General features: G+C 67.3%; 11 protein-coding genes. 6 read left to right on the top strand and 5 right to left on the bottom strand.

All coding sequences use genetic code 11. The features are described 5' to 3' along the window. Nucleotides 1–111: 111 nt before the first annotated feature. Both V7778_RS13395 and V7778_RS13390 read right to left on the bottom strand, forming a co-directional pair. A complete protein-coding gene (locus V7778_RS13395; protein ID WP_335555949.1) occupies nucleotides 112–1,743 on the bottom strand; it encodes a SulP family inorganic anion transporter in 1,632 nt (543 codons plus the stop codon). Nucleotides 1,744–1,809: 66 nt separating this feature from the next. Then, entirely contained in the window at nucleotides 1,810–3,306 is a 1,497-nt protein-coding gene (locus tag V7778_RS13390) for a diguanylate cyclase (RefSeq protein WP_335555947.1), read from the bottom strand. Nucleotides 3,307–3,461: 155 nt separating this feature from the next. Between V7778_RS13390 and V7778_RS13385 the strand changes: the two genes are divergently transcribed. The 4 genes from V7778_RS13385 (at nucleotide 3,462) to V7778_RS13370 (ending at nucleotide 7,311) form a co-directional block, all read left to right on the top strand. Next, nucleotides 3,462–4,427 carry an SDR family oxidoreductase gene (locus tag V7778_RS13385; protein WP_335555946.1) on the top strand — a complete coding sequence of 322 codons (966 nt, stop codon included), beginning with the start codon at nucleotides 3,462–3,464 and terminating at the stop codon, nucleotides 4,425–4,427. Nucleotides 4,428–4,436: 9 nt separating this feature from the next. Then, on the top strand, nucleotides 4,437–5,480 hold the full coding sequence (gene ku / locus V7778_RS13380) for a non-homologous end joining protein Ku (protein WP_335555944.1): 1,044 nt from the start codon (nucleotides 4,437–4,439) through the stop codon (nucleotides 5,478–5,480). A gap of 3 nt (nucleotides 5,481–5,483) precedes the next feature. Beyond that, nucleotides 5,484–5,717, top strand: a complete 234-nt coding sequence (locus tag V7778_RS13375; RefSeq protein ID WP_335555942.1) for a hypothetical protein — start codon at nucleotides 5,484–5,486, stop codon at nucleotides 5,715–5,717. Between the two features lie 130 nt (nucleotides 5,718–5,847). Beyond that, complete coding sequence (locus V7778_RS13370; RefSeq protein ID WP_335555941.1) at nucleotides 5,848–7,311, top strand: catalase; 1,464 nt, start codon at nucleotides 5,848–5,850, stop codon at nucleotides 7,309–7,311. Nucleotides 7,312–7,315: 4 nt separating this feature from the next. On the opposite strand, the gene V7778_RS13365 is transcribed toward V7778_RS13370, so the two are convergent. After that, nucleotides 7,316–7,468: a hypothetical protein gene (locus tag V7778_RS13365; protein ID WP_335555939.1), complete on the bottom strand. Its 153-nt coding sequence runs from the start codon at nucleotides 7,466–7,468 to the stop codon at nucleotides 7,316–7,318. A gap of 190 nt (nucleotides 7,469–7,658) precedes the next feature. Then, the gene (gene ligD / locus V7778_RS13360; protein ID WP_335555937.1) at nucleotides 7,659–10,349 is read right to left on the bottom strand and encodes a DNA ligase D; all 2,691 of its coding nucleotides are present in this window, start codon (nucleotides 10,347–10,349) and stop codon (nucleotides 7,659–7,661) included. A 223-nt stretch (nucleotides 10,350–10,572) separates the two neighbouring features. Here ligD and V7778_RS13355 point away from each other — a divergent pair, with 223 nt between their 5' ends. Both V7778_RS13355 and V7778_RS13350 read left to right on the top strand, forming a co-directional pair. After that, nucleotides 10,573–10,938: a hypothetical protein gene (locus V7778_RS13355; RefSeq protein ID WP_335555936.1), complete on the top strand. Its 366-nt coding sequence runs from the start codon at nucleotides 10,573–10,575 to the stop codon at nucleotides 10,936–10,938. Nucleotides 10,939–11,135: 197 nt separating this feature from the next. Next, on the top strand, nucleotides 11,136–12,080 hold the full coding sequence (locus V7778_RS13350) for a D-2-hydroxyacid dehydrogenase (RefSeq protein ID WP_335555934.1): 945 nt from the start codon (nucleotides 11,136–11,138) through the stop codon (nucleotides 12,078–12,080). Nucleotides 12,081–12,094: 14 nt separating this feature from the next. Here V7778_RS13350 and V7778_RS13345 read toward each other — a convergent pair whose 3' ends face one another. After that, nucleotides 12,095–12,517, bottom strand: coding sequence for a DUF4019 domain-containing protein (locus V7778_RS13345; protein WP_335555932.1), 423 nt, complete (start codon nucleotides 12,515–12,517; stop codon nucleotides 12,095–12,097). Nucleotides 12,518–12,614: the final 97 nt, after the last annotated feature.

The following is a 12,614-nucleotide window of genomic DNA, read 5'->3' as shown; positions in this document are numbered from 1 at the left end:
TGTCCTTGGTCAATACAAAGCGGGAATCGCCTTTGGGTCATACGCAGCCGCCGGCGCCGGCACCCGGGCGCGCCGGCAAACGATGCCGCCCGACCGCGAGCGTGGCGGGGCTCACGCCGCCAGGCGCTGCCAGGCCGTGGCCGCGCTGAGGAAGACTTCGCCGTTCAAGGCTGCGAGCAATTCGCTCTGCTTCAGCCGGTCCATGACCGGCCCCTTGACCTCGGCCAGGTGCAGCTGCACGCCGCGCCCGCGCAGCGAAGCGTTCAGTTCCACGAGCCCGAACAGCGCCGTGGTGTCGATCGCGTTCACCGCCGACAACACCAGCACCAGGTGGCGCGTGCCGGGACGCTCCGCCAGTTCCTCTTCGATGCGCTCGTTGACCGCCTCGACGTTGCCGAAGAACAGGCCGGCGTCGATGCGCAGCATCAGCAGGCCAGGCGCGGTATCGGTCGAGAAACGGTCCACGTTGCGGAAATGCTCGCTGCCGGGAATCCGGCCCAGCACGGCGATGTGCGGACGGCTGGCGCGCCAGATCAGCGCGCCGATCGATAGCGCCACCCCGATCACCACGCCCGCCTCGACGCCGAACACCAGCACGCCGCCGGCCGTGGCCAGCAGCGCCGCCGCGTCGGCGCGGTCGTAGCGCCACGCCGTGCGCAGGGTCGACAGGTCGAGCATGCCCAGCACCGCCACGATGATGGTGGCGGCCAGGGTCGGCAGCGGCAGCAGCGCCAGCCAGCCGGTCGGCGCCACCAGGGCCACGGCCAGCAAAGCGGCCGTGATGAGGCTGGCCAGCTGGCTGTTGGCGCCGGCCGCGAAGTTGACCGCCGAGCGGGAAATGCTGCCGGTGACCGGGAAGCCGCCCGACAGCGCGCTGCCGAGGTTGGCCGCGCCCAGGCCGATCAGCTCGCGGTTGCTGACCAGCTTTTCAGGGCGCTTGAGGGCGAGCGCCTGGGCGCCCGACATGCTGATCAGGAACACCATGAAGCCGATCAGGAGGGCCGGCTTGAGCAGCTGCTCCCAGTGCGCGCTGGAAGTGGCCAGGTGCAGGCCGGGCAGGCCGGCCGGCACTTCGCCGGTGACCGCGATGCCCAGCTGGTCCGGCCCAAGCGCCGCCATGAGGGCCGTCGCGCCCACCACCACGGCCATGGGCGCCAGCTTGGCGCCGATGTCGGCCGCTACCGGGGGCAGGCCCAGGCGGCGCAGCAGCGGCGCCAGCCAGGAGCGCGCGGCGAACAGCAGCAGCAGCGAAGCGAGGCCCAGCGCCGCACTGGGCGCGTGCAGCGACGGCGGCAAGCCGCCCAGCAGCGGGCGCACCTGGCCCCAGGCGATCACGATCGCGGAACCGATCGTGAAGCCGCTCATCACGGGACGGGAAAAGAAGTTGGCCAGGAAGCCGATGCGCAGCAGGCCGCAGGCCAGCAGCACCGCGCCCGCCAGCAGGGCCAGCTGGGCCGCCAGCACGCCGTGGAGGGCGCTGCCGGGCGCCGCCAGCGGGGCCAGGCTCGAGGCCGTCATGAGGGAGACGATGGCCATCGGGCCGACCGACTGGGTGCTGCTGGTGCCGAACAGGGCGTACAGGACCGGCGGGACGATGCTCGCGTAGATGCCCGCCACCGGCGGCAGGCCCGCCACCAGCGCGTAGGCCATGCCCTGCGGGATCATCATCATCGCCACCACGATGCCGGCGCTGATGTCGCCCGGCAGCATGGCGCGCCGGTACTGCCGCAACCATTGAAGCATGAGAGAACCCGAAAACTTGCTTGGGTGAAAACCGCTAGCCTAGCATACGCATCGCCACATCGCCATTCATTGCATGGCCAGCTCCACGCAGTTGCGCCCCGCCCGCTTGGCGCGCGCCAGCGCGGCGTTCACGCGCACGGCCAGCGAGTCGCCGCTTTCCGATTCGCCCAGCTGGGCCACGCCCAGGCTGACGGTGAGGTGGTCGCAGCCGGGGATCTCGGCCTGCCCGATGGCCGCGCGCAGCTTTTCCGCCATCTTGAGGCCGTCGATCGCGCTGGTGTGCGGCGCGATCACCAGGAATTCCTCGCCGCCCGAGCGCACCAGCACGTCGCTCGAACGCAGCAGGGCCTTGGCGGTGTCGGCCACGGTGCGCAGGGCGATGTCGCCGACCGGATGGCCGTAAGTGTCGTTGATGTTGCTGAAGCGGTCGATGTCGAAGCCGATCAGCGCCAGCGGCAGGCGGTAGCGGCGCGCGCGCTTGATCTCCTGCTCCAGCAGCGCTTCGCCGTGGCGGCGGTTGGCGACATGGGTCAGCGCATCGGTGGTCGCCAGGTGGGTCACCCTCCCCACCAGGGCCTCGTTCTCGCGCGCCATCTCCGCCATGCGCAGCCCGAAGGCCGCCAGCCTGGCCAGGTCGCCGAAGGCGTCCAGCTCGGCCTGAGAGAACATGCGCGCCTGCCCGAACAGCAGGCACAGCGAACCGCGCGGCGCACCGGGCCCCTGGGCCGGAATCGGCAGCCCCACCACCATCTCGACCCCATGGCCGCGCAGGCTCGCGGCCAGCTCCGGCTCACCCGCCTTGTCGAGGGCATCGAGCAGGGTGAATTCGCCGCTGGCCGCCGCCAGCAGTCCGGGGAAGGCGTGGCGCAGCGGCGAGTGCAGCAGCTTGTCGCCGCGCAGCAGCAGCGGCGCCAGCTGCAGCCTGGTTGCGCCCTGCTCCGCTTCCAGGTGCAGGTCGCCGTCGCGCAGGTGGAACATGGCGGCATGCACCACACCCGGCCAGCCCGCCAGCGCCTCGCACAGGCGCTCCGCGAAACGCAGGCTGTCGTCGGATTCCTCGAGCGCGCGCTGGCTCGCGGTGCGCAGCGCCAGCAGGGCATGCAGCCCTGTTTCGCACGGCGTCGGCTCCGCGGGACGCGCGAAACCGCGCGCCAGGCGCTCCGCCAGCACGGCGCGCAATGCGGGCGCATCGAGCGGGCCGATGGCGTAGTCGATCGGGCCGAAGGCCATCAGCGAGGGCAGCCAGCGCGCATTCGTGAAGGGGCAGAGCACGAACACCGGTGCGCCGCCGCGCGCGGCCACCAGCTCGCCCAGGGCCGCCAGGTCCAGTCCCAGTTCGAAGCGTTCCAGGTCCAGCACCAGCAGGCCGGCCGGCTCGCGCGCCAGGTAAGCCGCCGCCTGCTGGGCGCTGTCGGCCACGCGCAGCTGTCCGAACAGGCCGGCGCAGGCCTCCTTGAAAGCGGCGCGGCGCTGGCCGGCCGGGTTGACGTAAAGACCGCTGACGTAAAGACCGCCGACGTATAGACCGCTCGCGTGGTCGGGCGCGCCGTCCTGCTGAGACATCCTGTTCTCTCCCCTGTTCGAAACTGGCCAAGTTTGCCAGAAAGCTTACCCATGGGATAGCGGAAATGTGTCACTGTGTGTGGAAGCGCACCGTCCGCACGCCCCGTGCATTGAATACTTCCCGGGTGATCTACCCAGCGGACAGGAGAAACGCGATGGCACAGCAGGACGATACGGCGAACAAGCAGAAGGCGATCCAGAGCCGGCAAGACCAGCTCGACGGCAACATGCAGAAGGAAGAGAGCAAGGACCCGGTGCAGACCGGCATCCGGCAGCCGGTGCCGCCAATGCCCCAGCAGCACCTGGCCAAGCCGGGCCTGGAAGCCCAGATGGACCTGAAGCCGAAATTCCTGGCCGAGCAGTATAAAGGCAGCGGCAAGCTGCAAGGCATGACCGCGATCGTCACCGGCGGCGACTCCGGCATCGGGCGCGCGGTGGCCGTGCTGTTCGCGCGCGAGGGCGCCGACGTCGCCATCCTCTACCTGAACGAGCACGAGGACGCCGCCGAGACCCAGCGCTACGTCGAGCTCGAAGGCCGGCGCTGCGTGACCGTCGCTGGCGATGTCAAGGACGAAGCCTTCTGCAAGGATGCCGTGGACAAGATCGTGGCCGAATTCGGACGCCTCGACATCCTGGTCAACAACGCGGCCTTCCAGGAACACGCCAACTCGCTGCTCGACATCACCGAGGAGCGCCTGGACGAGACCTTCCGCACCAATATCTACGGCTACTTCCACATGGCCAAGGCGGCCCTGCCCCACCTGAAGCGCGGCGCCTCGATCATCAACACCGGCTCGGTCACCGGCCTGAAGGGCTCGAAAAAGCTGCTCGACTACTCGGCCACCAAGGGCGCGATCCACGCCTTCACCATGTCGCTGGCGGCCAGCCTGATCGAGCAAGGCATCCGCGTCAACGCGGTGGCCCCGGGCCCGGTCTGGACCCCGCTCAACCCGGCCGACCAGACGCCCGAACAGATCAAGGAATTCGGCGCCAGCACCACCTTCAAGCGCCCGGCCCAGCCGGAAGAGCTGTCGCCGGCCTACGTATTCCTGGCCTCGCCGGTGTGCTCAGGCTACATCACCGGCGTGGTGCTGCCGATTACCGGCGTGGTGGGCGAATAAGGAGATCCTATGGCGCGCAGCATGTGGAAAGGGGCGATCAGTTTCGGACTGGTCCACATTCCCGTCGAGATGTATGCGGCAGTCGACAACAAGGGGCTCGACCTGACCATGCTCGACCGGCGCGACTTTTCGCCGGTCGGCTTCAAGCGCTACAACAAGGGCAACAACAAGGAAGTCTCCTGGGACGACATCGTCAAGGGCTACGAGTATTCGTCCGGCGAATACGTGGTGCTGTCCGACGAGGACCTGCGCCGCGCCAACCCGGAAGCCACCCAGACCATCGACATCCTGGCCTTCGTCGACGCCGAGGAAGTCCCGCTGATCTACTACGAGCAGCCCTACTACCTCGCGCCCGGCAAGGGCGGCGACAAGGTCTATGCGCTGCTGCGCGAGACCTTGAAGAAGGCCGGCAAGATCGGCATCGCCAACGTCGTCATCCGCGTCAAGCAGCACCTTGCGGCGCTGGTCTGCGTGGGCGACACCATCGTCCTCAACACCTTGCGCTATGCCGACGAGATCCGCGAGACCGACGCCCTGAAGATTCCGCCCAAGACCGGCAAGGGCGCGGTCAGCGACAAGGAACTCAAGATGGCGATGGCCCTGGTGCAGGGCATGAGCGAGGACTGGGATCCGGAGCAGTACCACGACACCTACCGCGAGGACGTGCTGGCCCTGATCGAGAAGAAGGTCAAGGCCAAGCAGACCAAGACCATCACCATGCCCGAACCCGAAAAGGAAAAGCGCGAGTCCGGCAAGGTGATCGACCTGGTCGCCCTGCTCCAGGCCAGTCTGGGCAAGAAGCCGGGCAAGGCGGCCGCCGACGACGAGGACGACGACGAACCGCCGCCGCGCAAGTCGCGCAAGCCCGAAGCCGGCGAGGACGAGGAAGAGGAAGCGCCGCGTGCGCGCAAGGCGCCGGCGCACAGTACCGAGCGCGTCGCCGCCAAGCGCACGAGCGCCGCCCGGAAGCCCGCCGCCAAGCCCGCTGCCAGGAAGAGCGCGAAATCCGCACCCGCCGCCAAGGCGCCGGCGCGCCGCAGGAAGGCCGCCTGAAGGATGGATGGATTCCTCGACTTTCTTCAATGGCCCGCCATGGCGGTCACCCTGTTCGCCGCCTACCTGATCGGCTCCAAGCGCCCGGAGCGGCGCGTGTTCGGCTTCTCGATGTTCATCCTCAGCAATGTGCTGTGGATCGTCTGGGGCTGGCACGACGAAGCCTGGGCCTTGATTACCCTGCAGGTAGCCTTGATGGCGATGAATGTGCGCGGCATCTTCAAGAACGAAGAATAGCCGCCAGCACAAATCCGGCCCGGAGGATTGTAAAAAACTATCAATTTAATTAAGGCAATTAGCTTTTTCTTTATTGCTGATCCGCCTAGAATCTCCTCCATTGTCCTTCACACAATCGAGGAGTTTCCTGATGACCCCAACCCGCCTGAGCACCGCTTCCGGCATTCCCGTCGACGACAACCAGAACTCGCTGAGCGCCGGCGGCCGCGGTCCGCTGCTGCTGCAGGACTTCCACCTGATCGAGAAGCTCCAGCACTTCAACCGTGAACGCATTCCGGAGCGCGTGGTGCACGCCAAGGGGTCGGGCGCCTACGGGACCTTCACCGTCACCCACGACCTGCGTCCCTTCACCAAGGCCGCGCTGTTCGCGGAAATTGGCAAGCAGACCCCGGTATTCCTGCGCTTCTCGACCGTCGGCGGCGAGAAAGGCAGCGCCGACACCGAGCGCGACCCGCGCGGCTTCGCCCTGCGTTTCTACACCGAGGAAGGCAACTGGGACCTGGTCGGCAACAACACCCCGGTGTTCTTCATCAAGGACCCGATCAACTTCCCGGACTTCATCCACACCCAGAAGCGCGACCCGCAGACCAACCTCAAGTCGGCCAACATGATGTTCGACTTCTGGAGCAAGGCGCCGGAAAGCCTGCACCAGGTGACGATCCTGTTCTCGGACCGGGGCACCCCGGACGGCTACCGTCACATGGACGGTTTCGGCAGCCACACCTACAGCCTGGTCAATGCCGGCGGCGAGCGCCATTACGTGAAGTGGCACTTCAAGACCCGCCAGGGCATCAGGAACCTGAGCGCGGCGGAGGCGGTCCGCATCGCGGGAACGGACCCGGACTACGCGCAGCGCGACCTGTTCGCGGCGATCGCGCGCGGCGAGTTTCCTCAGTGGGACGTCAAGGTGCAGGTGGCGACCGAGGCCCAACTGGCGGACTGGAGCCAGCGTACCGGCTGGAATCCCTTCGACCTGACCAAGGTCTGGCCGCACGCCGACTTCCCGACCCTGCCGGTGGGCGTGCTGGAACTGAACCGCAATCCGCAGAACTACCACGCCGAAGTCGAACAGGCCGCCTTCTCGCCGGCCAATGTGGTGCCGGGCATGGGCTATTCACCCGACAAGATGCTGCAGGGCCGCCTGTTCGCCTACCACGACGCCCAGCTCTACCGCGTCGGCACCAACCACCAGCACCTGCCGGTGAACGCCCCGCGCTGTCCCTTCCACAACCACCAGCGCGACGGCGCGATGGCGGTCGCCAACGGCGGCGCGGCGCGCAACTACCACACCCTGGACGCCGTGGGCCGCGGCGCCACCGGCATGGGGCATGGCGAACCCGAACTCGCGCTCGAGGGCAATGCGGGGCGCTTCGACTTCCGCGGCCAGGAAGACGACTTCACCCAGGCCGGCAAGCTGTTCCGCCTGATGACGGCGCAGGAGCGCCAGAACCTGTGCGACAACCTCGCGGGGCCGCTGAGCCAGGTGGACGCCCAGATCCTGGAGCGCCAGCTGGGGCATTTCGACAAGGCCGATCCCGCGTATGGGCGCGGTGTCAGGGCCGCGCTCGAGGCCCTGGGGCGCAAGGTCGACTGAGGCTTCAGGGCATGCGCCGCCGGACCGACATCGGGATACCGCCGTCCGGTCGGGCCGGGACGCGGTAGCGCAATCCGTCGCCCTGCAGCTCGAAGCTGCGGCGCTGCACCGTGCCTTCCCGGTTGGGGAAGGACGCGGTCACTGAGCCTGACGGCAACGTTCTCTCATTCACCTAGCCCTAGAACCGCCGTCCCGGCGAAGGCCGGGACCCAAGTTCCTTGAGCCGCCCAGGTGCGCGCAAATAGCACGACCCGCATGCAAACCTGGATCCCGGCCTCCGCCGGGATGACGTGCCAGGGGCGCGGGGCGCGATGCGCGATGGGCATCGACAGCGTGCTCATGTGCGCCTACGGCTCGAACCCCATCTTCTTCATCGCCTTCGCCAGGGTCTTGGCCGCCTTCGCATACCCCTCCCACGGCGTGTTCCCCGTATCCAGCCGCGTGTGCACATTCGTGATGTCCCACTGCGTGCTCGATGTCAGCCCTTCCAGCTCGTCCCAGGCCAGCGGCACCGAGATGCCCAGTCCCGGCCGCACCCGCGCCGACCAGGCGCACACGGTGGTCGCGCCCTGGCCGTTGCGCAGGTAGTCGATGAAGATCTTGCCGACCCGGTTCTTCGGTCCGCTCTTGAACGCGAAGCGCTCGGGGAACACGGTGGCCAGGTGCTTCACGATCGCCTGCGAGAAGCCTTTCAAGGTATCCCAGTCGTAGCCGCCCTTGACCGGCACCACGATGTGCAGTCCCTTGCCGCCGCTGGTCTTGAGGAAGGACGGCAAGCCCAGCTCGTCGAGGAAGGCGTGCATCAGCTGGGCCGCCTCCTGCATCGTGTGCCACTCCACGCCCTCGCCGGGGTCGAGGTCGAACACCATGCGGTCCGGCGTGGCGTAGGCCTTGCGCGTGGCGTTCTGGGTATGGATCTCGACCACGTTGAACTGCGCCGCCGAGAGAATGCCCTGGACGCTGGCGATCTCCAGGAAGGGCTGGTGCTCGGGGTCGAGCTCCTCGGGCATGTTCTTCACGCCCGGCAGCTTGCTCACGTCGGCGTGCTTCTGGAAAAACAGCTCTCCGCCCACACCCTCGGGGGCGCGCACCAGTGACACGGGACGCGCCTTCAGGTGCTCCATCATCAGTTCGCCCACCAGCGCGTAGTAGCGAATCAGGTCCAGCTTGGTGGATCCGGTCTGCTTGTCGATCACACGGTCGGGATTGGTCACCTTCATGGTCGCCGGCAGCTTGCTGGTCACGCTCTCCTGCATGTCCTTCTCCCTCTCTTTCGTCGCCTCCGCTTTTGCCCCGGCCTCCGGGCTGATGTGCTTGGGCAGTTCGCGGGTGATGTTCCTGGCCGGCTTGTCCTTGCGCAGGCCCTGGAATACCGGATGCCGGATCGAACCGGTGGCGGTCCATTCCGAGAAGCTCACTTCCGCCACCAGGGTCGGCTTGACCCAATGGTGCTTGCGCCCCGGTACCGAGCGTGGCGGGAAGGGGCTGTCGCCGGTGCGCAGCTTTTCCAGCTGGGCGCTGATCGACTTGAGCGAAGCATGGTTGAAGCCCGAGCCGACATTGCCCACGTAGCGCAAGACGCCGTCCTTGTCATGCACGCCCAGCAGCAGCGAGCCGACGCCGGTGCGCGAACCCTTGGGATCGGTGAAGCCGCCGATCACGAACTCCTGGCGCGAGCCGCATTTGAGCTTGATCCATTCGGGCGAGCGTGCCGACACGTAGCGCGAGCCGCGGCGCTTGCCGATCACGCCCTCCAGCCCGATCTGGCAGGCGGCCGCCACCAGCTCGCCGGGGTCGGTGCCGAATTCGGCGGAGAAGCGCACCCGCCCCGCTTCGTGGCCCACCAGCGCCTTTTCAAGCAGCGCGCGCCGTTCGACCAGGGGCACGTCGCGCAGGTCATGGCCGTCGAAGTAAGGTGCGTCGAACAGGAAGTACAGGATCTCGGCCCCGCGCGTGCCGTCGAAGGCCAGCTGCAGCATCCCGAAGTTGGACTTGCCGGTCTCGTCGTGCACCACGATCTCGCCGTCGTACCAGCCGTCCGGCAGCTGCATGCGCTCGATCTCTTCCTTGAGCGGCAGCAGGCGCTCGGTCCAGTCGTTGGCATTGCGGGTGATCAGGCGCACGACGCCGTCCTCGATACGCGCCAGCATGCGGTAGCCGTCGAACTTCACCTCGAACACCCAGTCCTCCGGGTCGGACGGCGGCGCGTCGACCAGGGTCGCCAGCTCGGGCTGGAATTTCTCCGGCAGCGCGGCCTTTACCGCGCCCTCGGGCATCGCGAGGATGCCGTGCCGCTTGGCGGGGCCGGCTTTTTTCGCCACCGCCTTCTTCGCCGCGGCTTTCGTGCCTACGGTTTTCTTCGCCGCGGCCTCGGTCGCGGCGGCCGTCTTCGCCGCCGCCTTCTTCGCGCTGGCGCGCCTGGCCGGTGGCGCTTCCTCTTCTTCCTCCTGCAATGCCTGGACCTTGCGCTCGGCTGGACGCTCGGGCATGGGCAAGGCCTTGACGCTGTCCGGCATCTCGTCGACCACCGAGAATTCCTCGCTCGAGCGCGCGTAGTCGTCCTTCTCCTTGATCAGGAGCCAGGGCTCCTGGCGCTCGTCCTCGTGGCCCTTGAGGCGCACCAGGGTCCAGCGGCCGTGCATCTTGTGGCCGTGCATCTCGAACTTGATGCTGCCCTTGGCGAAGCCCTTGTGGGGGTCTTCCAGCGGGGTCCAGGTGCCCTTGTCCCAGATGATGACCTTACCGGCGCCATATTGATTCTCTGGAATAACGCCTTCGAAATCGGCATAGGAGATCGGGTGGTCCTCGACATGCACGGCCATGCGCTTGTCGCGCGAATCGTAACTGGGCCCCTTCGGCACGGCCCAGCTTTTCATGGTGCCGTCCAGCTCCAGGCGCAAGTCGTAGTGTAGGCGGCTGGCCCAGTGTTTCTGGATGACGAAGGTCAAGGCATCGGGACTGGCTTCCCCGCCCTCCGCAGGTTCCGATGTAATCGAGAAATTGCGCTTGGCTTTGTAGAGTTTGAGCGCGTCAGGCATGGTGGCAGCTCCGGCAGGTCGATGTCCCGAGTCTAGGCGGGGCAGGCCGGCGCGACTGTTCGGCAGCGAACCATTCCCGCGCCGGCGTTGCCGCGCCGGCCATTTGTAAGCGCTTGTAAATGCGCGCCACCCGCGTCAACCGTGAGCGAAGCGTCCACGTTGATGACGCAGTAACACGGGAATGCCTCCCATCTTTCATCAACGAAAACGAAGGAATGACACTATGAGCAAAATCGTCGCCACCCTGTTCGCCGGCCTGTTCGCTACTTCCGTGTTCGCCCAGACTCCCGCCGCCACCAGCACCGCCGCCACCACCCCCGAAGCCAAGGCCGAAGCCAAGGCGGAAAAGAAAGAGGCGAAGGCCGAGGCCAAGCACGACAAGAAGGTCGCGAAGGCTGATGCCAAGGCCGACAAGGCCGCGGCCAAGGCTGACAAGGCCGCCGACAAGGCCGATGCAAAGGTCGAGAAGGCCGATGCGCAGGCGGAGAAAGCCGTCGACAAGGCGGATGCAAAGGTGGAAAAGACCACCGAGAAAGCTGAAGCAAAGGCGGACAAAGTCGCCGCCAAGGCCGAAGCCCAACACAAATAACAATCCCCGAGAGCTCAAGTCCCCCTCGCTCGGGCTCCACCATATCTTGGCGAAGGCAGGGTCCGCCCTGCCTTCGCACCTGTTTTTTCCGGCTTTTCGGGCTCTCCTTCGCTCTCCCCTTCGCTCTCCCCTCCGCGCCTGTCGCCGTCCTGCGCGCCTGTTCTACAATGGGGTTTTGCCCGCCGCGAAAGGACCCCATGCACCGAATCGTCTTCCTCGACCGCGACAGCCTGATCGCCGACGTGCGCAAGCCCGCCTTCGCCCATGCGTGGGAGGACCACGCCGCCACCGCCGAGCAGGACGTGGTGAAACGCCTGCGCGGGGCCGCCGTGGCCGTCACCAACAAGGTGCCGCTGCGCGCCTCCGCCATCGCGCAGTTGCCGGAGCTGGAGATGGTCGCGATCGCCGCCACCGGCAGCGACAACGTCGACCTGGCCGCCTGCCGCGCACGCGGGATCGTGGTGTCGAACATCCGCAATTATTCGACCGTATCGGTGCCGGAACACTGTTTTGCGCTGCTGCTGGCCTTGCGCCGCAACCTGCGCGCCTACATCGCCGACGTCGAGGCCGGGCAATGGGAACGCTCCACGCGCTTTTGCCTGCTCGACCATCCGATCGGCGACCTGGCCGGCAGCCGCCTCGGCATCGTCGGCTACGGTGCGCTCGGCAAGCAGGTGGCGCACCTGGCGCGCGCCTTCGGCATGGAGGTGTGCGCGAGCTCGCGCTCGCCGATCACCGATCCCGGTGTCCGGCAGCTCGAACTGGACGAACTGCTGCGCACCGCGAGCGTGATCAGCCTGCACCTGCCGCTGACGGAACAGACGCGCCACCTGATCGGGGCGCGCGAGCTGGGACTGATGCGGCGCGACGCCCTGCTCATCAACACCGCGCGGGGCGGCCTGGTCGACGAGGCGGCGCTGGCCGAGGCCCTGCGGGAGGGACGGATCGGCGGCGCCGGTTTCGACGTGTTGAGCAAGGAACCCCCCTTGCCCGACAACCCGCTGCTGCGCCTGCGCTCCCCGAACTTCATTCTCACGCCCCATGTGGCCTGGGCCAGCGGCGGCGCGATGCAGCGGCTGGCCGACATGCTCATCGACAATATCGAAGCCTGGGAAGCGGGCCAGCCGCGCAATGTACTCTAAGAAAGTTCAGGCCATCAGCGGTCGGTCGTCGCATCGATGCTGTAGCCGGTGACGCGCCAGGCGCCGTCCTTGTCGCGGGCGGCGGTGACCGTTTCGCGAACCTGCTTGTCCTTGTCGAACTGCGACGCGTACTCCAGCGCCACCCGGCTGCCCTCGGCCTTGGGGACGGCCGATTTCAAGGTGCGCGCCCTGGCCTCGCCCAGGGGCAGGCGCACGCCCCCGATCAGGGTAGTCCAGAAGAACTTCGAGTTGTTGGCGCGCACGTCGCCGGAACTGCTGTTCCAGGCGCCGGAATAGTCCCCCGCATCGACCAGCTTGAGCCATTTTTCGGCCGCAGCGGCAGCGGGGGCGGTGGCGCTTTCCCTGGCTTCTTGCGCGGCGCAGGCGCCGGAGCTCAGGACGGACAGCGCAAGGACGGCGGACAGGATGGTTTTCACGGCGTTCTCCATTGAATGATGCCGCCAGTGTAGCCAGGCAAGTCCGTCCCCGGGTCCGCCCGGCGACAAGCCGTTCGATTCGCGGGCTGAAGTGTCG

It is taken from the genome of Massilia sp. DD77 (assembly GCF_036961685.1).
In the GTDB taxonomy this organism is placed as follows: Bacteria; Pseudomonadota; Gammaproteobacteria; order Burkholderiales; family Burkholderiaceae_D; genus Telluria.
Note: the sequence above shows the minus strand (reverse complement) of the source record. Positions and strands in the feature narration are given on the sequence as shown.

Excerpts from the sequence above, each read along its gene's own strand:
- ku (WP_335555944.1), top strand. The coding sequence starts at position 4,437 with ATGGCGCGCAGCATGTGGAAAGGGGCGATCAGTTTCGGACTGGTCCAC.
- V7778_RS13370 (WP_335555941.1), top strand. The coding sequence starts at position 5,848 with ATGACCCCAACCCGCCTGAGCACCGCTTCCGGCATTCCCGTCGACGAC.
- V7778_RS13355 (WP_335555936.1), top strand. The coding sequence starts at position 10,573 with ATGAGCAAAATCGTCGCCACCCTGTTCGCCGGCCTGTTCGCTACTTCC.
- ligD (WP_335555937.1), bottom strand. The coding sequence starts at position 10,349 with ATGCCTGACGCGCTCAAACTCTACAAAGCCAAGCGCAATTTCTCGATT.
- V7778_RS13375 (WP_335555942.1), top strand. The coding sequence starts at position 5,484 with ATGGATGGATTCCTCGACTTTCTTCAATGGCCCGCCATGGCGGTCACC.
- V7778_RS13350 (WP_335555934.1), top strand. The coding sequence starts at position 11,136 with ATGCACCGAATCGTCTTCCTCGACCGCGACAGCCTGATCGCCGACGTG.
- V7778_RS13395 (WP_335555949.1), bottom strand. The coding sequence starts at position 1,743 with ATGCTTCAATGGTTGCGGCAGTACCGGCGCGCCATGCTGCCGGGCGAC.
- V7778_RS13385 (WP_335555946.1), top strand. The coding sequence starts at position 3,462 with ATGGCACAGCAGGACGATACGGCGAACAAGCAGAAGGCGATCCAGAGC.
- V7778_RS13390 (WP_335555947.1), bottom strand. The coding sequence starts at position 3,306 with ATGTCTCAGCAGGACGGCGCGCCCGACCACGCGAGCGGTCTATACGTC.